General features: G+C 37.8%; 23 protein-coding genes. 11 read left to right on the top strand and 12 right to left on the bottom strand.

Annotated elements, in window-relative coordinates:
- Window positions 1-24 precede the first annotated feature (24 nt).
- The 5 genes from AA650_RS26440 to AA650_RS12055 all read right to left on the bottom strand — a co-directional run bounded on the left by AA650_RS26440 (window position 25) and on the right by AA650_RS12055 (window position 3,784).
- Complete coding sequence (locus tag AA650_RS26440; RefSeq protein WP_261340156.1) at window positions 25-594, bottom strand: DUF2887 domain-containing protein; 570 nt, start codon at window positions 592-594, stop codon at window positions 25-27.
- 145 nt (window positions 595-739) lie between these two features.
- A complete protein-coding gene (locus AA650_RS12070; RefSeq protein WP_234413380.1) occupies window positions 740-1,063 on the bottom strand; it encodes an Rpn family recombination-promoting nuclease/putative transposase in 324 nt (107 codons plus the stop codon).
- A gap of 3 nt (window positions 1,064-1,066) precedes the next feature.
- On the bottom strand, window positions 1,067-1,891 hold the full coding sequence (locus tag AA650_RS12065; RefSeq protein WP_053539205.1) for a DUF2887 domain-containing protein: 825 nt from the start codon (window positions 1,889-1,891) through the stop codon (window positions 1,067-1,069).
- A complete protein-coding gene (locus AA650_RS12060; protein WP_053539204.1) occupies window positions 1,891-3,513 on the bottom strand; it encodes a B12-binding domain-containing radical SAM protein in 1,623 nt (540 codons plus the stop codon). Before AA650_RS12060 ends, AA650_RS12065 begins: the two co-directional genes overlap by 1 nt.
- Before the next feature lie 16 nt (window positions 3,514-3,529).
- Window positions 3,530-3,784 (bottom strand): SemiSWEET transporter, encoded by a 255-nt coding sequence (locus AA650_RS12055; RefSeq protein ID WP_027404936.1) that lies wholly within the window; start codon window positions 3,782-3,784, stop codon window positions 3,530-3,532.
- A gap of 719 nt (window positions 3,785-4,503) precedes the next feature.
- On the opposite strand from AA650_RS12055, the gene AA650_RS12050 reads away from it, so the two are divergent.
- Together AA650_RS12050 and AA650_RS12045 are read left to right on the top strand one after the other, a co-directional pair.
- Window positions 4,504-5,265, top strand: a complete 762-nt coding sequence (locus AA650_RS12050) for an ABC transporter ATP-binding protein (RefSeq protein WP_039204811.1) — start codon at window positions 4,504-4,506, stop codon at window positions 5,263-5,265.
- 89 nt (window positions 5,266-5,354) lie between these two features.
- Window positions 5,355-5,822, top strand: a complete 468-nt coding sequence (locus tag AA650_RS12045; protein WP_027404938.1) for a DUF29 domain-containing protein — start codon at window positions 5,355-5,357, stop codon at window positions 5,820-5,822.
- A gap of 68 nt (window positions 5,823-5,890) precedes the next feature.
- Here AA650_RS12045 and AA650_RS12040 read toward each other — a convergent pair whose 3' ends face one another.
- Window positions 5,891-7,126: an LL-diaminopimelate aminotransferase gene (locus tag AA650_RS12040; RefSeq protein ID WP_053539203.1), complete on the bottom strand. Its 1,236-nt coding sequence runs from the start codon at window positions 7,124-7,126 to the stop codon at window positions 5,891-5,893.
- A 119-nt stretch (window positions 7,127-7,245) separates the two neighbouring features.
- Between AA650_RS12040 and AA650_RS12035 the strand changes: the two genes are divergently transcribed.
- Window positions 7,246-7,620, top strand: a complete 375-nt coding sequence (locus tag AA650_RS12035) for a nucleotidyltransferase family protein (RefSeq protein WP_053539202.1) — start codon at window positions 7,246-7,248, stop codon at window positions 7,618-7,620.
- 50 nt (window positions 7,621-7,670) lie between these two features.
- Window positions 7,671-7,799 carry a hypothetical protein gene (locus AA650_RS29100; protein WP_256366871.1) on the top strand — a complete coding sequence of 43 codons (129 nt, stop codon included), beginning with the start codon at window positions 7,671-7,673 and terminating at the stop codon, window positions 7,797-7,799.
- Window positions 7,800-7,919: 120 nt separating this feature from the next.
- Here the strand turns inward: AA650_RS29100 and AA650_RS12030 are convergent, their stop codons facing one another.
- Window positions 7,920-8,486: a thioredoxin family protein gene (locus AA650_RS12030; protein WP_053539201.1), complete on the bottom strand. Its 567-nt coding sequence runs from the start codon at window positions 8,484-8,486 to the stop codon at window positions 7,920-7,922.
- 60 nt (window positions 8,487-8,546) lie between these two features.
- Here AA650_RS12030 and AA650_RS12025 point away from each other — a divergent pair, with 60 nt between their 5' ends.
- Together AA650_RS12025 and AA650_RS12020 are read left to right on the top strand one after the other, a co-directional pair.
- A complete protein-coding gene (locus AA650_RS12025) occupies window positions 8,547-8,951 on the top strand; it encodes an NIL domain-containing protein (protein WP_027404943.1) in 405 nt (134 codons plus the stop codon).
- Window positions 8,952-9,216: 265 nt separating this feature from the next.
- Window positions 9,217-10,218, top strand: a complete 1,002-nt coding sequence (locus AA650_RS12020; protein WP_053539200.1) for a CHAD domain-containing protein — start codon at window positions 9,217-9,219, stop codon at window positions 10,216-10,218.
- 93 nt (window positions 10,219-10,311) lie between these two features.
- On the opposite strand, the gene AA650_RS12015 is transcribed toward AA650_RS12020, so the two are convergent.
- Window positions 10,312-11,085 carry an HIRAN domain-containing protein gene (locus tag AA650_RS12015; RefSeq protein ID WP_053539199.1) on the bottom strand — a complete coding sequence of 258 codons (774 nt, stop codon included), beginning with the start codon at window positions 11,083-11,085 and terminating at the stop codon, window positions 10,312-10,314.
- Window positions 11,082-12,011 carry a HipA-like protein gene (locus tag AA650_RS27895; protein ID WP_199924435.1) on the bottom strand — a complete coding sequence of 310 codons (930 nt, stop codon included), beginning with the start codon at window positions 12,009-12,011 and terminating at the stop codon, window positions 11,082-11,084. The genes AA650_RS12015 and AA650_RS27895 overlap by 4 nt, the downstream gene beginning before the upstream one ends.
- A 372-nt stretch (window positions 12,012-12,383) precedes the next feature.
- On the opposite strand from AA650_RS27895, the gene AA650_RS12005 reads away from it, so the two are divergent.
- Window positions 12,384-14,492, top strand: a complete 2,109-nt coding sequence (locus AA650_RS12005; RefSeq protein ID WP_053539198.1) for a S8 family serine peptidase — start codon at window positions 12,384-12,386, stop codon at window positions 14,490-14,492.
- Window positions 14,493-14,760: 268 nt separating this feature from the next.
- Here the strand turns inward: AA650_RS12005 and AA650_RS12000 are convergent, their stop codons facing one another.
- The 3 genes from AA650_RS12000 to grxC all read right to left on the bottom strand — a co-directional run bounded on the left by AA650_RS12000 (window position 14,761) and on the right by grxC (window position 16,582).
- A complete protein-coding gene (locus tag AA650_RS12000; protein ID WP_081424213.1) occupies window positions 14,761-15,552 on the bottom strand; it encodes a lysophospholipid acyltransferase family protein in 792 nt (263 codons plus the stop codon).
- 112 nt (window positions 15,553-15,664) lie between these two features.
- Entirely contained in the window at window positions 15,665-16,105 is a 441-nt protein-coding gene (gene tadA / locus AA650_RS11995; RefSeq protein ID WP_035083607.1) for a tRNA adenosine(34) deaminase TadA, read from the bottom strand.
- 156 nt (window positions 16,106-16,261) lie between these two features.
- Window positions 16,262-16,582: a glutaredoxin 3 gene (grxC, locus tag AA650_RS11990; RefSeq protein WP_039202423.1), complete on the bottom strand. Its 321-nt coding sequence runs from the start codon at window positions 16,580-16,582 to the stop codon at window positions 16,262-16,264.
- A 261-nt stretch (window positions 16,583-16,843) separates the two neighbouring features.
- On the opposite strand from grxC, the gene AA650_RS11985 reads away from it, so the two are divergent.
- From AA650_RS11985 to AA650_RS11970, 4 genes are all read left to right on the top strand, one after another.
- The gene (locus tag AA650_RS11985; RefSeq protein WP_053539196.1) at window positions 16,844-17,947 is read left to right on the top strand and encodes an amino acid ABC transporter substrate-binding protein; all 1,104 of its coding nucleotides are present in this window, start codon (window positions 16,844-16,846) and stop codon (window positions 17,945-17,947) included.
- Between the two features lie 38 nt (window positions 17,948-17,985).
- Window positions 17,986-18,912, top strand: a complete 927-nt coding sequence (locus tag AA650_RS11980; RefSeq protein WP_053539195.1) for an amino acid ABC transporter permease — start codon at window positions 17,986-17,988, stop codon at window positions 18,910-18,912.
- Between the two features lie 77 nt (window positions 18,913-18,989).
- Complete coding sequence (locus AA650_RS11975; RefSeq protein ID WP_053541270.1) at window positions 18,990-20,135, top strand: amino acid ABC transporter permease; 1,146 nt, start codon at window positions 18,990-18,992, stop codon at window positions 20,133-20,135.
- Between the two features lie 343 nt (window positions 20,136-20,478).
- Window positions 20,479-21,219: an amino acid ABC transporter ATP-binding protein gene (locus AA650_RS11970; RefSeq protein ID WP_053539194.1), complete on the top strand. Its 741-nt coding sequence runs from the start codon at window positions 20,479-20,481 to the stop codon at window positions 21,217-21,219.
- The last annotated feature ends 31 nt before the right edge of the window (window positions 21,220-21,250 follow it).

Here is a 21,250-nt window from a genome sequence, read left to right as displayed (position 1 = left end):
GTCAGAAGGTAGAAATCTCTAAATCTATAATTCTGTGTGGGATTTTAGCCATTGTTCTAAGTCATTAATATCTCCAAAATCTAATAATGCTTCTCCGAGGTCTTCTAGCTGTGCTATTGTCAAGCTGTTAATACTTTCGATATGGCGAGTAATCAATTTTCCAAACCGCTTAGATAACTGCCGCAGCAGTAAGATTTTTTCACCTTCTTGTCTACCTTCCTGTCTACCTTCTTGTCTACCTTCTTGTCTACCTTCTTGTTCACCTTCCTGCTTTGCTTCTTGATATACCCTTGTTTGCTTAATATCACTTACTAAAAACATGGCTTCTATCTCCTGACGGCTTAATTGGGAAAACTTTGACACTAAGACAGTTTCCAATAACTCTATAATACCTTGTCTTTCTCTCTCATTGCTAACTTCTGTTTTTGTTCTTGCCATCAAGTTTTGAACTAATTGTGGTGATTGGTTTTCTTTACTGACAATTAATTCAATTAACCCTACACCTATTGAACCTGATGGTATTTCATCTAAATAAATTCGTTTGATGCGACCACTATTGACTAATTCTTGTTGGTAATTAGTTAATCTTTCCACATCTAAGAGGTTGTTTGAAAACTTTTTCGTGTGGGATCTGACACCCGCAGATCCCCCTAAATCCCCCTTAAAAAGGGGGACTTTGAGGAATTTAGCCCCCCTTTGTAAGGGGGGTTGGGGGGATCTCGATTAATTCTGATACTTTTCAAACATCCTCTAAACTACGTTTAGCAAATAAAGCTACTGCCTGCCAGTCTTGTTCTGGTTTATATTGATTGAGATAAATATTTATCTCTGTGATTAATTCCCAGTAAAATTCTGGTTTATTTTGAAATTGTACTTCGACGAAATAGATGGGTTTTTCCTCACTATCTGGCATGAATATCCCATCAAATCGAAAAGCTTTTTCTTTGACTTCTACAGAAGTAAATTGATAACCTTCCGCATTTTCTGTGGGTTGTCCCAGTAGTTCAAATAATAGAGTATGGAAGGTGAGAAAGATTTGGTAGAATATTGTATCTGTGTGCATTATTTATGATTCTGTGTGGGATTTTAGCCATTGTTCCAAGTCGTTAATATCTCCAAAATCTAATAATGCTTCTCCCAGGTCTTCTAGCTGTGCTATTGTCAAGCTATTGATGCTTTTGATATACGCATCTCCTAATTTTCCAAATCTTTTAGACAACTGACGCAGGAGTAAGTTTTTCTCACCTTCCTCCTTTGCCTCTTGATATACCCTTGTTTGCTTAATATCACTTACTAAAAACATCGCTTCTATCTCCTGACGACTTAATTGGGAAAACTTTGACATCAAAACACTTTCCAGTAATTCTATAATACCTTGTCTTTCACTATCATTGCTAACTTCTGTCTTTGTTCTTGTCATCAGGTTTTTAACCAATTCCTGTGATTGGTTTTCTTTACTGACAATTAATTCAATTAATCCCATCCCTATTGACCCTGATGCTATTTCATCTAAATAAATTCGTTTGATTCTTCCACTATTGACTAATTCCTGTTGATAATTAGTTAATTTTTCTACATCTAAACTCCGTTTAGCAAATAAGGCTACCGCTTGCCAATCTTGTTCTGGTTTATATTGATTGAGATAAATATTTATCTCTGTAATTAATTCCCAATAAAACTCTGGTTTGTTTTGAAATTGGACTTCGACAAAATAGATGGGTTTTTCTTCACTATCTGGCATGAATATTCCATCAAATCGAAAAGCTTTTTCTTTGACTTCTACAGAAGTAAATTGATAACCTTCCGCATTTTCTGTGGGTTGTCCCAGTAGTTCAAATAATAGAGTATGGAAGGTGAGGAAGATTTGATAGAATATTGTATCTGTGTGCATTATTTATGATTTAATTCCAAGTTGGTAGCTTCTGCTAAATGCTTAATTAGTGTAGACTGAGGTAAGGGTCCATGTAAGTGATTCCAAGGTAAAATTTGCTCAGTTGACCAATTGCTGTGAACATAAAAATCTAAGTCGGGAATTTGTCCTTTCAGTTGTTTAAAAGCCCGTTTATAACTTCCCAAAGAGTCGCCAAAATCACGGGTTAATTCTAATAATGGAGAAAGTCGGCGATCGCCTCTCGACAACAAAGCCTGTATAATTGACCAATTATAGCTTTCTGGTCGAAACTCCATACCTTGAGGTTTTATTTGCTTTTGTAACAATTGCAACCGCTTTTCTGCTTGCTTATTTACCCCAAACCATTGAAATGGTGTGTGTGATTTGGGGACAAAGGTACTACACCCCAGTGTTAACCGCAAACCAGGAGCAGCTTTTCTTATACCTTCCATCATTTTTACAGTTGCGTCCACATCTTCTGCTTCTTCCCCAGGAATTCCCACCATTCCATAGAGTTTTAAACTAGATAAACCACCAGCTTTTGCATTGATAGCTGCTTGGATAATTTCATCATTATGTAATTTTTTATTGACAATTTTCCGAACTTTTTCCGAACCACTTTCCACCGCAATTGTCAATGATCTTGTATCTCGTTTTGCCAAAGTTTCGGCTAATTTAACTGTAACTGTATTGGTTCTTACAGAAGCCACACTCAACCGCACATCATCATATTTTGGTTGACCAATATAATCTAATAATTCTGTAAATTCTGGATGTTGAGTAACAGAAGCCCCCAACAAACCCAACCGACTTGTAACTTTTAAACCCCGTTCAATCCCAGGAATTAAAGAATTTTCCAAACTCGCAGTTCTAAAAGGCAACGTTAAATAACTAGCTAAACAAAAGCGGCACATTTCGGGACAACTCCGCACCACTTCCACCATATAAATATTTTCCCAAGCCGCTTTTTCTGTCACCACAGTAGAAGCAGAAAGAGTATTGCCTCGATAAGTTTGCTTTTGGATAATTGGGGGAATTTCCGCCGAAATCGGATTAATTGATTTTATTTCCCCATCTGGGGTAACATATTCTATTACATATAAACTAGGAATATAAATTCCCGGAACTTGGGCTAAAGTTTTTAACTGAGTTTCTCTATCAGCATTTCTGACTTTTTTATAAGTATCTATAAAATCGCCAAGCAGATTTTCACCATCTCCCAATAAAATCACATCGAAAAATTCGGCATAAGGTTCAGGATTAGCCGTCAAAACTGGTCCACCACCAAAAACTAAAGGATAATTTTGATTGCGAGAATCAGCCCGAATGGGAATTTCTAAAGATTCCAAAAGATTAAAAATATTCACATAATCTAATTCCCAAGACATCGAAAAACCTAATAATTCTGGATGTCTAGGAAGTTGTTCCCGAATATCAGTAAATAAGCGACTTACCTGCAAATCATCACGCATGGCCAAAGTCGCCCATACCACCTGATAACCCAGGCTAGTTATCCCCACAGTGTACTCATTGGGAAAGGCGAAAATTACGGGAATGGCATCGTGCTTGGGGGTTGCAGGGGTAAATAGAAGGCGTTCGCAGTCAAATACAGATGATGTCACAGCTTTTTTAGTAAGGTTATCTATATTTAATTTTAAGCCATAGAATAATCAAGTTAAAACATAATGTCACCCCATTAGCGAGAATAACGGGCAAAGCACCGAGAATAATCCCATAGACTAACCACAGAAACAAACCACTCATGAAGACTATCAGCATCACATAAGAAACATCTTTTGCTGATTTCGTGCGCCATATTTGGAACATTTGTGGTAAAAAAGCAATAGTAGTTAATGCCCCTGCAACTAAGCCTAAAATGGTGATAAAATCCATGTTCAATAATATATCCTGATTTTAAAGATTATACTCCATTAATTGCAGATATTTAGCTCAATAGTAGAAATTAAAAATTGAAAAAGTTTGTTAGATTATGTTATTTGAATCTTAGATCCGGAAAAAATATTATTTGTGAGTTATTGTTTTGATGATAATGTGGGCATTCTATGGGAACACCAAAAAATAAATTACCCAATTTCGTGGGATGGGCATCCTACCCGTCCTTGATGATTAGCGGGCAAGATGCCCGCACCACAAGAAATTTTTGGGTATTTTTTTAATTGGAAGTCCCTATAAGAATAAGTAGGTGAACACAATAAAACCAAACTGTGTAAAGAAACGTAAAATCGCTGAAAACTTCTTTACTCTTGCCTCTTGCCTCTTGCCTTGCCATAACAACAATTTTCAACGCCAACCTACTTATCCATTAAAAAAGCTAAAAACCGAATAAAATAAATCCTTTGCTGACAAGCCTTTCAAGACTTAACGGGAAAAGTCAGAATTCTACATGAGGCGTAATGCGATCGCCTAAACAGATCATATAAATATGTGTATGTGTAGACCCCGTAGTTGCCCTCATAATTATCGGGTTAATGATTAATATCAATTCTACATGATGCGATCGCCCAAAAAATCCCATAATATATGTAGGGACGATCCCCCCGTGGTTCCCCTAATCTTTACTACAATTATATTTTACATAAGGATAAATCTTTGTGGATGATACTCTGACAATAACTAATGCAAATATTCCCCATGCACCAGAATTAGCAATTATTCGATTAGAGGATATTTTCAAAATTTATGGAATTGGGGAAATAGAAGTTAAGGCACTGAATAATGTAAATTTGGTGATCACACAAGGCGAATATTGTTCGATTATGGGACCCTCTGGTTCGGGCAAATCTACAGCTATGAATATTATCGGTTGTTTAGATCGTCCTAGTAGTGGAAATTATTATTTAGATAATTTGAATGTCGCGCAAATGAATGATACTGAATTGGCGCATATTCGCAATAGAAAACTCGGTTTTGTCTTTCAACAATTCCATTTATTAAATCAATTAACAGCCCTAGAAAATGTCATGCTGCCAATGGTATATGCTGGTGTTAAACCTGGGGAAAGAAAAGATCGGGCGACATCCGCATTAATCAAAGTTGGCTTAGAAAAACGTCTCAACAACAAACCTACCCAATTATCAGGGGGACAACAACAAAGAGTAGCGATCGCTCGTGCCATTGTCAACAATCCTGTTGTTCTCCTCGCAGACGAACCCACTGGCGCACTTGATTCTCATACTACCCAAGAAGTATTAGACTTGTTCAGTGAACTTAATAGCAGTGGTATTACCGTTGTTATTGTCACCCATGAATCAGAAGTTGCGCGACAAACTAAACGGATTGTTTGGTTTCGTGATGGTGAAGTTGTTCATTCTCATCTGACTCCCCATGAATTACATGAAGTTGTCACATCTTAAATACAGCAGGAGGGAAAAGATAAGAGTTTGATGGCTTAATTTTCTTACTTCACTAAATCAAAATTTGCACTGGGAGTAAATCTAAAAAGATGTCTAACACCCTATATGATAGCGATTTGCAATTATGGATTGAGCAAACAATTCAGCAGTTACAAAATCATGAATTTGAGTCGCTAGATATTCAGCATTTGATTGAGGAGTTAGTTGATTTGGGTAAATCGGAGAAGAATACGCTCAGAAGTAATCTCAAAATTTTATTGGCTCATTTACTCAAGTTAAAGATTCAACATGATGCACCTGATTCGATGAAGGGAAGTTGGTACAGTTCAGTTGTGGAACATCGTCAGCGGGTTCTGGATAATTTAGCCGATACTCCCTCTCTTAAAAGTTTCTTGGTTGAAGCTATAGAAAAAGCTTATCCCGACGCTCGTAAGTTAGCAATTAAAGAAGCTAAATTTGCCAAATTTGGGGTGCGGATACCGGAAGAAAGTGAATATCCTATCACCTTTCCTTTTTCGATTGAGCAAATTTTAAATGAGGACTTCTACGGATTGTAAATGACAGGAGAAGTTTCATTTCACAAAAGTAAGGTGGGAATTACCCACCATAAATTATTAAACTTGAATTACACCTTAAACTTAGCGGTGATTCGCTTCATGGCTTCTTCCACATTTTCCCGACTATTAAAGGCAGAAATGCGGAAATAACCCTCACCCGCAGCCCCAAAACCAGAACCAGGAGTTCCCACTACATTCACTGTTTCTAATAACTTATCGAAAAATTCCCAACTAGATAAACCATGAGGAGTTTGCACCCATACGTAAGGAGCATTTACACCACCATAAACATTTAAACCAGCATTTGTCAGTTCTTCACGAATGATTTTAGCATTGTCTAAATAGAAGTTTACCAAAGCTTTGATTTGTGTTTGTCCTGCTTCTGAATAAACCGCTTCTGCACCGCGTTGAATAATATAAGAAACGCCGTTAAATTTGGTAGACTGACGACGATTCCAGAGTTTCCAAAGTTCGACATTAGTACCGTCAGCAGCTTTAGCTGTGAGGTTTTTGGGAACAACAGTTAAAGCGCAACGAGTTCCGGTAAACCCAGCATTTTTGGAGAAAGAACGAAATTCAATAGCACAATCTCTCGCACCTTCGATTTCAAAAATAGAATGAGGTAAGGTAGGATCTGTAATAAATGCTTCGTAAGCAGCATCAAAGAAGATAATTGAACCGTTAGCTTTGGCATAATTTACCCAGGCTTGCAAGTGTTCTTTAGTTGCAGTTGCACCTGTAGGATTATTAGGAAAGCAAAGATAAATTAAATCAACTTTTTGGCTAGGAATTTCCGCTGTGAAATTATTTTCAGCGGTGACAGGTAAATAAACTAAACCACCATATTCGCCTTTTTCATTCGCGTCTCCCGTGTTACCTGCCATGACGTTGGTATCTACGTAAACGGGGTATACTGGGTCTGTAACGGCGATAATGTTATTTTTGCCAAAAATATCGAGAATGTTGCCAGAATCGCACTTAGAACCGTCGGAAATGAAGATTTCATCGGCTTCTATGGCTGCTCCCCGTGCCTGGAAGTCGTGGGTGGCGATTTTCTCCCTTAACCAAGCATAACCTTGTTCTGGTCCATATCCTTTAAAAGATGAGCGATCGCCCATATCTTCTACAGCTTTAATCATGGCTGTGCGGCAAGCTTCTGGTAAGGGTTCAGTGACATCACCAATCCCCAAGCGAATGATTTTAGCATCAGGGTTAGCTTGGGCAAAAGCATTTACCCGTCGCGCAATTTCTGGAAACAGATAACCAGCTTTGAGTTTCAGGTAGTTGTCGTTAATTGTAGCCATAGTAAATTTTGAGAAAAAAGACAATCATACACTATCTTACTTTGAGTAATGTCTGATAGAGCAATTTTCCATAAAATCGAGTTATAATTATTTTAGAAAATTCCCATATTTGAGAAACTATGAGTCTCATTAATGAAGCTACTAAACAACGAATTATCCAAGAGGTTTTAGAGGCTAGAAAAAATCGTCCTCAGTTTCTAGTTGCTATGCAAGAACGCCAAAAGCAAGGTTTAAAAATTGCTCGACAATGTGCCAAAATATTGAAAGAAAGATTTGGTGCAGAAAAAGTTGTCTTATTCGGTTCTTTATTGGATCATCAACAAATGAGTTGGCGTTCTGATATTGATTTAGCTGTTTGGGGTTTACCAGAAAAAGATTATTTTAAAGCGTGGGCTGCTATAGATGAAGGACATACTTTTGAAATTGATCTAGTAGAAGTTCAAAATGCCAGACCTTATATTGTAAAAGCAATTTATCAAGGAATAGAGCTATAATTGGATTAAGGAGAAAAATTGCTGAAGAACTAATCAAGCTTGAAGAATTGGTGAATAGAGTTAATGGATTATTATTAATTCAGCAAAATGATGATCCTAAATCAGGGTTTTTATTGTCTGAATCAGGATTTCCAGGATTAGATGATTTTCAGGATTTTTATTTGAAGGTTAATCAATAATACTAATATGATCAGATCATAAATAATAATTAAAAAACTTCATCCTGTACATCCTTAAATCTTGAAAATCCTGATTCTGACAAATAATAAATTAATAACTTTTTACCAATCCCCAATTACCTAATTTACAACTTGGCTACCGTGACTGCGAGGATCATCTTGATTACTATCTGTGGCGACTCGTGCGGAAAATTGGGAGGTTTTGCCATTACCTTGAATGTGGGGAAGGGTTGAACCGGTAATTAAGGCTTCTAAATTACTAGCCATAATGGTGCGGGGAATATCACCAATGGTTTCAGCGATGGTTTCTCCTTGTTTACCCAAAAATACAAAGTGGGGAATGCCATCTACTCGATATTTGAGCATTTCTGGCAACCATTTGGTATTATCAACATTCAACATGACAAAATTCAGGTTGTTATTGTACTTTTCTCGGAGTTTGGCCATGTCGGGAGTCATTTTCTGACAAACTGTACACCAATCGGCGTAGAACTCGACTAGAGAAGGTTTTCCATTGCTGACAGCTACTTCTAAGGGAATAGCAGTTTTACCCAATTCCGCCAGGGAAACTGAGGTAGAATCAGTTTTAAGTCCCAGGAAGAGGGCAACTCCCAAAGCGATCGCTACAATGGCAATTAAGAAGTTTTTGATGCGGTTACTAGAATTTACAGGGGCTTGGGTACTCATAATCAATTTATTAAGACTTATTAACTTAGTTCATCATCTAGTTTACTGTTTTCTAACATAATGAAAAAAAGAGTTACCCTGACTTTTCCCAAACGGGCGATTCAAATGCCTGTTACCTACCGACTAGCAAAGGATTTTAATGTCGCTGCGAATATTATCCGCGCTCAAGTTGCGCCGAATCAAATTGGTAAACTAGTAGTAGAATTATTGGGGGACATTGATCAGTTAGATGCAGCAATTGAATGGATGCGATCGCAACATATTCATGTTTCCCTGGGTTTAGGTGAAATAGTTATTGATGAGGATGTATGTGTTCACTGCGGTTTATGTACGGGAGTTTGTCCCACTGAAGCCCTAGCTATTAATCCAGAGACATATAAACTCACCTTTGTGCGATCGCGCTGCATAGTCTGTGAACAATGTATTCCTACTTGTCCAGTACAAGCTATTTCCACTAATCTTTAAACAGCAATTAAGTATTAATTCAAGTTGTGAATTATCTACTTGAGGCTGGTAATTGGTAATAAAATTCCTGGTTTCATCCTGTTCATCCTTTAATCCTGGACATCCTGTTCGCGTAGCGTGGCGTTAGCCATTTCTGACAATGTTCATCCTTTAATCCTGGATATTGGTAATAAAATTCCTGGTTTCATCCTGTTCATCCTTTAATCCTGGACATCCTGATTCAGACAATGTTCATCCCTTAATTCTGGACATCCTAATTCTGACAATGAAAATTCCCTCGGAAACATCAATCAAAACCCTCGGTGAAACTGCACACCAAGCTATTGAAAACCACTTGACAAAAACTATAAGGTGGGAAAAAGCAGTTAAAAGAGACGAAGATCCAGAACCACTTCACCAAATGCGAGTGGGAATGCGACGGTTAAGAACTGCTGTGAGTAGATTTGAAAGATATTTATTTTTACCAAAATCAGTTAGTGATAAAAATATTGGTAAATTTGCCCGCATTTTAGGTAGTCTCAGAGATTTAGATGTCCTTGCAGAAATTTTGGAAAAGAATTACAAACCGCATTTACTTGAAAAAGAACAAAAATCTCTAGAAACAGCTTTTACAGAATTGCATAAACAACGAGAAATTGCCGTTTCTCATGTGCAGAATATATTTAAAGATGAAGTTTATAAATCTTTTAAAAATGAAGCTGAAAATTGGTTAAAAAATCCTAGTTATCGAAGTTTTTCATCTGTACCAATTTATCACATCTTACCAGATTTACTCTCACCAGAAGTGAGTGAATTTTGCTTACATCCAGGATGGCTAATTGGCACTAAAATTGTTAAATCAGAAATAGTAGTCCAAACAAAATGGACACCCAACCAATTAGAAGAACATCTGAAAACAGAAGGTAAAACTCTCCATGATTTGCGAAAACAAGCCAAACGTCTCCGCTACCAAATGGAATTATTTACTGAATTATATGGTGAGTCTTTTACTGCACATATTCATGATATTAAAAATATTCAAGAAATCTTGGGAATGATCCAAGATAATATGGTTTTACATGAATGGTTAGAGAATATATTCAAATCAGAACTGGATACTCAATTACGTGGATTAACGACGCTATTAGCCGCAAATCGTTATCAATTGTGGCAAGAATGGCAACCACTACAACAACGTTATTTGCAAGCAGATATTAGATATAATTTACATTTAGTAGTATTACAACCGACGTTGGTAAATCTTAAACAAGCTCTTGCCGATTCCTAATAGTATTAATATTTAGGGAGAGAATTGAGGGTGAGTACAATTGAGATAGTGTGTTATCCTTGGGCAAAAGTTTTGGGATAAATATAATCTAATTTAATAACCGCTTGCTGTTATGATATTATCAATCACCAGTGGTTGATATTCTGGACTAGAAAAAGGGCGAAAGTCATCTTTACACAAAGTAGTTATGTGACACAATAGGCGAAACTGAAGTGGTGTAGGTGGTAGATTTACACGCTCTACTTCCAGCCTGACTGAACTAGGGTCTTTCCAAATCAGATCAAAAACTTCACTTCGTAAGTAACGCGGACAATAACCTACAATATGATGATCTTCTGTGTTTAAAGTTAATGCTTTAGGATCATGAGGGTTTTGAAATTCATGAGCTAACCATAACTTTTCTGTTGACACAAAATGATTAATTCTTTCAATGGCACATTTAGGTAGGTGTCGTAGTCCGTGAGCAAAAAAGTGTAATTGATATTCTCCTTTTTCATCTGCTTCTGGACAGGGGAAAACAGCAAGACTATCTGTTTCTCGTTGTCCACCACTTCGGGCTAAAATTGCGAGGGGATCATCTTCTAGTTCTGAAATATTTAACCATTGCAGAAAATTAGCATAATCAGGACGGGAACGAGACATCAAACGATTAGAGAAAATTGGAAATAAATGGATTGATGTATATACTTTTTCTAAATCAGGAAATGAATATAAAGGTTCAAAACCACAGGTATTTTGTGCCTCTTTAACACTTTGGGTATACACAAATTTGTACTTTGTGCCATCATAAGTCAATCTACCAATTGTAAACCAAGAGCGACTATGGGTATCTTGCCAAGCTAAAAATAGTGTTTGAGGTGTTTTCACTCTAATAATTCCTTTAAATTAAGTAATCTATTTTGGTTCAATTCCAGAATCTTTTGTGCAAATTCGACTGCTATATTTGATATCCGCTTTTGTGGAATTCGGTTTAAAATTAAGAGAGTATCTGCTTTAGATATACGTTCAAGATGTTCTAGCCAAATCATAGCAGATTGGGGATAACGAAGCGCAGACCGATAAAATACATCAAGAGTTTTCAGTGGCTTTTTATCTTCTGCACTACTATAAAAAGCAGATTTGCACTTGTTGATATATGAATCCACCGAGCATTTTTGTCTCTTTTCGTCATATAGTTCCCGTCCTAAAGAAGATGCATGATCATAAGTTGGTGCTAAGTGTATAGTTTCTGTTATATTGGGTGTCAATTTACTTCTTACTAAACCCCAATTGTGATGGTGACGATCTCCATTACCAATCCAAGCATCTAACATGAGGTAGCCAACAAACACTTCTACAGCTTTCTGAATACCACTTGGTGCTGTCCAACCAATAGGGAGATTAATATGATCTGCTTCTAGCACTTTTAGCACAATATCTATTGTATGTTGTGAAACGCCATATTTTTCAAATGTGGGATAGTTCGGCACAATTGGAGTGAGAATTTCATTGCCATGAATTAGTGTCTCACCTTTTGACAAGAATGAAGGTGAAACTACACCAAGATTTCCTTCCCAAGTTTCTGCTAGATCATAAATAGCATGGGGTAATCCTAAAAGCTCACACAATTCAGATGCAACTTTTTCTGCCCAGTCCTGTCCGATATATTGTGATTTTATCTGTTTATATAAACAATAGTCAAGTTCTTTATGCTTAAACCAAAATTTTGTATTAGTTCCTATTACCTCATCATGAGAAAATTCATAATACTCTTGGACGACAAAAATAATAGGAAATTTTGGCTTAAATTCCATGAGATTATTAACAGTAGATATTATTTGGATTCAGTCTAGCCTGTTTATTAGTTTATTATGTCACATAGTAAGTAGGTAAACAAAATAAAAATGAGGGGTATTGCGTTTTGTAAAATGGCTGAAACTCAATCAGAATCTCGCATTGAGACAACTTTACATACCGTTATATACCTTTAAATTTTTCTGTTCACCTACTTATTTTATTATTCCAAGAATAGCCGCATCCCCAATGTATCATTTTTCCATCTCTCGACGAGAAATAGATTCCCATTAAAGACTGATACTCTCAAACTGAGATTCACATTTTCAGAGAATTTATGCACTAATATCTAGACACAAGCCAAATTAATTTTCCACCAATCCCCAATTCTTATGAGTGATAATATTAATCCTGCGAATTTTCCTGAATCAGATGTAGCAAATAACAGCCAGTCACTAACCTTACAACGCGGTGGTGAAGAGTTAATGCTAGAAAAAACGCTTTATCGTTTTACTATCCGTCCAAATGTTAACTTTCCCCATGAAAAATTAACACAGATTCCTGGTAGCGTATGGCGGCGGAGTATTCCTCAAGCGAAACTAGAATTATATACGGTTTTTCCTAATCAGCTAGATGCGGTTATGTCTCAACTCCGTGCTGATGAAAATGTAGATTTTGTAAGTCATGTTTATACATTGGAAAATAATCCTGGAACTTTTGTTTATCTCAGTGACCAAATTACAATTCAATTTGCTACTTGGGTAGATAATACTAAAATTAATACTATTACCAGTACATTGAATTTAGTTCAAGATCAACCAGTAGTTGGCATCCCAAATACCTTTGTTTTTCTTGTTAGTAAACAATCCACACAAAATCCCGTTAAAATTACCAATTATTTACAAACATTGCCAGAAGTTTTAGCGGCTGAACCCAATATTCTCATTCAGCAAGAACCCCATTATAAACCCAAGGATTCTCTTTATTCCCAGCAATGGTATCTCAATCATAATAGTAGTAATCAATTGGTAGCTGGTTCGCATATTTCCGTAGAACAAGCTTGGGATACTACTCGTGGTGTGCGTTCTATAGTGGTGGCTGTAGTAGATGATTCCTTTGATTTAAAACATCCAGATTTTCAAGGTACAGGTAAAATTATTGCTCCTAGAGATCTAAAAGAAAATGATTTTTTACCCTTACCTGGAGAAAAAGAAACCAGTCATGGAACTGCTTGTGCAGGATTAGCTGTAGCTGAAGAAAATGGTTCGGGAATTGTGGGAGTTGCTCCTGGTTGTGCAATGATGCCCATTCGCACTACTGGTTTTTTAGATGATCAATCAATTGAGGATATTTTTGATTGGGCAGTAGAAAAAGGCGCGAGTGTAATTTCTTGTAGTTGGGGAGCTTCTGCTGTTTATTTCCCCCTTTCTATTCGGCAAAAAGCGGCTATTAACCGGGCTGCTACCAATGGACGCAAGGGGAAAGGATGTGTGATTGTTTTCGCAGCCGGAAATGCTAATCGTCCGATTAATGGGACTGTAAATGAACAGAATTGGCCGAAAAATATTGTCCAAGGTAAGACAAATTGGTTGAGCGGTTTTGCTGTTCATCCTGATGTGATGACTGTATCTGCATCTACTAGTTTGAATAAAAAGGCTGCTTATAGTAATTGGGGAGGTAATGTTTCTGTTTGCGCTCCTAGTAATAATGCTCCCCCAGGAATGTGGTTTCAAGAAACTGGTTTTGTGTATACACAACCGGCAATTGTTTCTTCTCTATTTGGATTGGGAGTATTTACAACAGATCAAATAGGTGCGGCTGGTTATGATGCTGGAAATTTTACTAAAAACTTTGGCGGCACTTCTAGTTCTACTCCCATTGTGGCAGGAGTAGCGGCTTTGGTATTATCAGCTAATCCTGATTTAACGGCTCAACAAGTTAAACGGATTCTGCAAGATACGGCTGATAAAATTGTGGATAATAACCCTGATCTTCAGTTGGGTGTGAGTGGGGGTACTTATGATAGTAATGGTCATAGTCAATGGTTTGGTTATGGCAAAGTCAATGCAGCTAAGGCTGTGAGACTAGCGCAGCAGATGGGTGTGGTTGCCAAAATTACGAATAAACAAATCCAGGTCAAAAATTCTCAAGTTGTGAATATTCCTGATAATAATAGACAGGGGATTAAAAGTACGATCGCTATTAATGAAGCTGTCAATGTCACAGATATCCAAGTTACCGTGAATATCACCCATGATTTTTTAGGAGATTTAGAAGTTTATTTAATTGCTCCTAATAATCAGCGGATTTTATTACAAAGTCGCACATTAGGTCGTCGTAACCAATTACAAAACACTTACACAGTGCGATCGCATCCTGCCCTTAAACAATTACTTTCTTTACCCGCAAAAGGCAACTGGCAATTACAAGTTATTGACTACGCTACCCTAGATGTCGGCAAACTTAATAACTGGGAATTGGTAATTGGTTTCGGGAAGTGAGGGAGTAGGGGGAGTAGGGGGAGTAGGGGAGTAGGGGGAGTAGGGGAGTAGGGGGAGTAGGGGAGTAGGGGGAGTAGGGGGAGTAGGGGAGTAGGGGGAGTAGGGGAGTAGGGGGAGTAGGGGAGTAGGGGGAGTAGGGGAGTAGGGGGAGTAGGGGAGTAGGGGGAGTAGGGGAGTAGGGGGAGTAGGGGAGTAGGGGGAGTAGGGGGAGTAGGGGGAGTAGGGGAGTAGGGGAGAAATTTCTTCCTTCTGAACTCCTGAACTCCTCTCAATTATGAATTTCTATGAAGATGCGATCGCTAATTTTTACTTCTTGATGACTTAATTGTTTTAATTTATGGGTTAAATCTGCCGTCAGCCTTTTGGCTTCTAGTTTTAAATTTCCATTCATATAATCTGCGGCTTTGATAGGTTCACCAATATGAATATTCACATCAGTACCCCAATTAGGATAGGGTTCACTGTAGTGGATACCGACAGGGATAACCTTAATATCTAATCCTGGATAGGTAGATTCAGCAGTCACAGCTAAACGAGCGATTCCCGGCTTCAGGGGGTGAAGTTGACCATCACGATGAATGCCACCTTCGGGATAAATAACTAACATTTCCCCCTGCTGCATTAACTCTACTGTATGCCGGAGAGTTGCGATCGCCGGACGTTCAATATTCACAGGAAAACCACCCATTCGCAGCACAAACCAACCTTGCAACCCTTGACATTCATTACTCGTTACCATAAATCGCATATCTCTACCCGTCACACAACGACCAGTAGCATAGGGCAAAACCAAGGAATCCCAGCGGGAACGATGGGTAGGGGCAAGAATTACCGGTCCACTTGTAGGAATATTTTCTCTTCCAGTCACCTTAATATGCCCAAAGAAAGATGGCAAAACTATGTAGTGTCCCAGAAAATAAGCAACACGGATTAACAAAGGCGAAACCCGCGAGGTATTCTGAAGCACCGAAGGTTGCCGAGGGGAGTCGAGGTGAGGATTTACAGGCGTATTTCTAGTTTGAGAATGGCGGTTAGTAGAAGCAAAGTATGATTTGATCATGACGGTGGCTGATTTTTTTGCGAATAAAAGATGACACAAACTTGATTATGTCCACCGTAGATTTTCTTGGGTAATTTGTGTTTTTCCATTTGGACAGTTTGATCTGTGTCTGTTATTTTTGCTGACGTTGGGTAACAAACCAACTTTGTAATTGTTCTCGACATTCTGATTCTAGAATACCCCCCACCACTTTCACTCGGTGATTAGATGCTGGGTGATCAGGAATGTTAATAACAGTACGAATAGCACCAGTTTTGGTATCGTCCACGCCGTAGATCAATTTTCCTAATCGGGCATGAACTATAGCACCAGCACACATCGGACAGGGTTCTAGAGTGACATATAAAGTACATTGATGCAAGCGCCAACTTTGTAAAACTTGACTAGCAGCCCGAATCGCCATAATTTCTGCGTGTGCAGTAGGATCTTGATCTCGCTCTTTGCGATTTTCACCCACAGCAACCAATTGATTATTCATATCAACAATCACAGCCCCCACAGGAACTTCACCAGCATCACCAGCCACTCGTGCCAATTCCAGAGCGTGATTCATCCATTTTCGATGTTTTAAATATTCTGGGTGTTCAAGCATGAGGGGAAGAAGGGGGTAGGGGCGCAGGGCCTGCGCCCAGGAGTCAGGAGTTAACGAACCACAAAGGCACGAAGGACACGAAGGAAGAAGAGGAAGAGGAAAATTACTAATTACCCATTACCCATTACTCGCAACCTGAAATAACAGCGGGTCAAGTTGAGCTTTTGCATCTAATTGATACAGGTCATCACAACCACCAATATGTTGATTATTAATAAAAATTTGGGGGACGCTACGGCGACCGTCGGCGCGTTCTGCCATGATTGTTCTAGCTGTTTCGTCACCGTCAATTTTGTATTCGGTGAAATTAACACCTTTCCATGATAGTAGCATTTTAGCGCGAATGCAGTAGGGGCAAGTTTGCCAAGTATAAATTTCAACATTGGCTTTGATTTGCTCTGGGTGGCGACCGAGAAGAGAGTTGAGAAAATTTAGCATATTCTTAATTAAGAGGTTTTTTGTAGGTAGGTCGGTAAAATTGATTATATAAAAGATTTGAATTTAATGTAGGGGTAGCGCCCCCGTGCCTACCCCGGTATTTGGGGCAACTATAAGGGGTTTGCCCCTATGTAATTCACGGGTTTAGGTATTTTCAAAATGTTTAATTTTGCTCTCCTAAGAAGATATATTTGCCACGAGTATCAATAAATGTTTCAATTATGTGGAAACATCCAAAGAAGATTCTTGGGAAAAACAATTATGAAATTTAGTAAATTATCTGTAATTTTACAGGGGATAGGGATGCCTTTAGCGATCGCCCCTTTAATCATAATTCTGAGCGCCTGTAATGATCAACCACAAAATAATCCCAACACACAAAATCCCGACAGCACCCCCCAAGGACAAGTTACTCGCGTTCTCTGGAATCGCATTAAAAGCCGTGGACAGCTTGTTTGTGGCGTTAGCGGTGAACTACCAGGATTTAGTTTTGTCGGCACTGACGGCAAATATAGCGGCATTGACGTTGATATTTGTCGGGCTGTTGCAGCAGCAGTATTTGATAATCCAGATGCGGTAGAATATCGCAATCTCAACACTAAGGAGCGATTTACAGCTTTGCAAACTGGAGAAGTAGATATTCTCAGTCGCAATACTAGCTGGACTTTTAGCCGTGCAACTTCCCAGGGTTTAGATTTTGCCCCTGTGGTATTTTATGATGGTCAAGCGGTCATGGTGCGTAAAAATAGCAATATTAAATCTATCAAAGACCTGAAAGACAAAGCCATTTGTGTGCAAACTGGAACTACTACCGAACAAAATTTAGCAGACCAAATGCGGAAACGGGGAATTACTTATAAACCCGTTGTTTTTGAAGATGTGAATATTACCTTTGCCACTTACGCAGAAGGACGTTGTGATGCTGTCACCACAGACCGTTCTGCACTGGTTTCTCGACGCACAACCTTACCTAAACCAGAAGATAATATCATTTTAGATGATGTTCTTTCTTCTGAACCTCTAGCGCCAGCAGTTGCTAAGGGTGACACCAAGTGGAGTGATATAGTCACATGGACTGTTTATGCTTTGGTGAAAGCAGAAGAATTAGGCATTAATTCTCAAAATTTAGCAGAGTTTGCTAATAGTAAAGATCCCGATATCAAACGTTTTTTAGGAACAGAAGGAAACCTGGGCGAAGGAATTGGTTTAACAAAGGATTTTGCTGCCAAAATAATTAAGCACGTTGGTAACTATGGCGAAATTTATGATCGCAATTTGGGAGCAAAAACAAAACTAAATCTCCCCCGGGGACAAAATCAAATTTCCACGAAAGGAGGATTACTCTATTCTCCACCTTTCCGCTAAGGAAGCAAGAGAAATTTCTTACTATTAACAACTGACCAATGACTAATTCAAAACCTCCTTTCTGGCGTGATAATCGCTTTTGGCAAAATGCTATACAGCTAATTTTTGTATTTTTAGCAGTAGTTATAGTTTTTATATTCTGGGGGAATGTCAGCCGAAATTTACAGCAATTAGGAATTCAATTTGGATTTAATTTTCTCAAGCAACAGGCATCTTTTGATATTGGGGAAACTCTCATTAACTACAAACCAACGGATGCTTATAATTATGCTTTATTAGTGGGATTAGTTAATTCTCTAAGAATAGCAATAATGGGAATTTTCCTCACCACAATTGTGGGAATTACTGCGGGAATTGCAAGATTATCAGATAATTGGTTAGTAAGAAATATTACGGTTATCTATGTAGAGGTTTTTCGGAATACTCCATTATTATTGCAATTGCTATTTTGGTATTTTGCAGTTTTCTTGAGTTTTCCCAAAGCCGAAAATAAAATTTCCTTTTTGGGTTTTGCTAATTTTAGCCAAAACGGAATTGAACTTCCTTGGTTTACCTTGTCTCCAGAATTTTCTAGTTTATTATTGGGGTTAACTTTTTACACAGGTGCGTTTATTGCGGAAATTGTGCGCGGGGGAATTCAATCAGTCCCGACAGGACAACTAGAAGCAGCCAAATCCTTGGGGTTAAACCCAGGTTTAGCAATGCGATTGGTTATTTTTCCCCAAGCTTTGCGGGTGATTATTCCCCCATTAACTAGTCAATATCTCAATTTAACCAAAAATTCCAGTTTAGCGATCGCTATCGGTTATCCTGATATTTATTTCGTAGCTTCTACCACTTTTAACCAAACTGGGAAAGCTGTAGAAGTGATGCTGTTAATTATGATTACTTATCTGACTTTGAGTTTGATAATTTCTCTAACTATGAATTTATTTAATCGTTCTGTGCAAATTAAGGAAAGATAATGTTGAACGCAGATAAACGCGGATAAACGCGGATGAATACGGGTGATGATTATTCTATGCAGTCTCACATTTTTATGATGATTAAACTTAGTTGGCTCAGAAAAAATCTTTTTAATAATTGGTACAATAGTTTACTAACTGTTGTTTGTTTTATATTTCTATTTTGGTTAGTTCAAGGATTTGCAATTTGGTTAATTACCAAAGCACAATGGCAAGTAATCCAAGTTAATTTACATTTATTTTTAGTAGGAAGATTTCCCCAAAGTTTATATTGGCGGATTTGGGTTGTTTTGGGAATATCTACAACTTTAACCGCAATTACAGCGAGTGCATTTACCAAAAAAGCAATATTCACAAACCGCAATTCTTTGATTGCTGTTGTGATGATGGGGACTTTATGGTTTATTTTCCCCATACCATTAACAAGCCGTTTATGGTTATTATTAATTACAGGTTTAATAGTTGTAGGTTTGATAATTGGTCAGAAATCTACTAAAATCATTACACCTTGGCTTTCGCTAACTTGGTTATTATCTTGTCCCCTAATTATCTGGTTAATTGGTGGTGGTTTAGGATTACAACCTGTATCTACAAACTTATGGAATGGTTTATTACTTACCCTATTAATGGCAATAATTAGTATTGTCCTTTCCTTCCCCATAGGAGTTTTCCTCGCATTAGGAAGAACCAGCAATTTACCCGTAGTCCGGTGGTTTTCTATTCTTTATATTGAAATCGTCAGAGGATTACCATTAATTGGGATTCTATTTTTAGCCCAAGTCATGTTACCCTTATTTTTACCAGCAGATTTACGTTTAGATAGATTACTCAGAGGTACTACCGGATTAATATTATTTAGTGCAGCATACATGGCTGAAAACGTACGTGGCGGACTACAAGCAATTCCCAGAGGACAAATAGAAGCAGGAAAAGCATTAGGATTAAATACACCTTTATTACTCATATTAGTAATATTACCCCAAGCCTTACGCGCAGTTATTCCTGCAATTGTGGGTCAATTTATTGGTTTATTTAAAGATACTTCTCTTTTATCATTAGTAGGATTAGTAGAATTAACAGGAATGGCACGCTCTATATTAGCACAACCGCAATTTTTAGGAAGATATGCAGAAGTATATTTATTTATCGGTTTGATTTATTGGGTATTTTGTTATTCAATGTCCTTAGCTGCTAAAAACTTAGAAAAACAATTAACATCGTAGGTTGGGTTGACGTAAGGAAACCCAACATTCTTAAAATTTTAACCTACACAAAAGGAATATATGACAGAATCAGGATACCCAGGATGAAAAGATGAACAGGATGAAAAACAATGATTTTATCACCAATTACCCGTAGGTTGGGTTGACGTAAGGAAACCCAACATTCTTAAAATTTTCAACTACACAAAAGGAATATATGACAGAATCAGGATATCCAGGATTAAAGGATAAACAGGATGAAAAATAATGATTTTATCACCAACTACCCGTAGGTTGGGTTGACGCAAGGAAACCCAACATTCCTAAATATCTATTTAAATCTTAAACTACACAAAAGGAATATATGACAGAATCAAACCCGATAATTATTGCTGAAGATGTTCACAAATGGTATGGTAAATTTCATGCCCTCCAAGGTGTAAATTTAACTGTACAACGAGGAGAAGTCGTTGTTTTAATGGGACCATCTGGTTCAGGAAAATCAACCTTTATTAGAACATTTAACGCTTTAGAAGAATATCAACAAGGAATTATTACCATTGACGGAATTACCCTTAGTCATGATTTAAGAAATATTGAAACAATTCGTCGAGAAGTGGGGATGGTATTTCAGCAATTTAATTTATTTCCCCATTTAACAGTTTTACAAAATATCACCTTAGCACCAATATATGTCCGCAAAATATCCAAAGTTAAAGCGGAAGAATTAGCAATGCAATTATTAGAAAGAGTGGGAATTTTAGCACAAGCACAAAAATATCCAGGACAATTATCTGGTGGACAACAACAACGAGTAGCCATAGCGCGTGCATTAGCAATGCAACCGAAAATCATGTTATTTGATGAACCAACATCAGCATTAGATCCAGAAATGGTAAGAGAAGTTTTGGACGTAATGCGAAACCTCGCTAATGACGGAATGACAATGGTAATTGTTACCCATGAAGTCGGATTTGCGCGAGAAGTTGCTGATAGAGTAGTGCTAATGGATAGCGGTTTGTTAGTTGAATCTTCTACCCCCGACACCTTTTTTACTAATCCCAAAGAAGAAAGAACCAGGAAATTTTTATCCCAAATTCTCTAGGGTGATTCAATTCAGGCTAAAGATCCCCGAC

The sequence above is a fragment of the Anabaena sp. WA102 genome (assembly GCF_001277295.1).
GTDB classification, from domain to species: domain Bacteria; phylum Cyanobacteriota; class Cyanobacteriia; order Cyanobacteriales; family Nostocaceae; genus Dolichospermum; species Dolichospermum heterosporum.
Note: the sequence above shows the minus strand (reverse complement) of the source record. Positions and strands in the feature narration are given on the sequence as shown.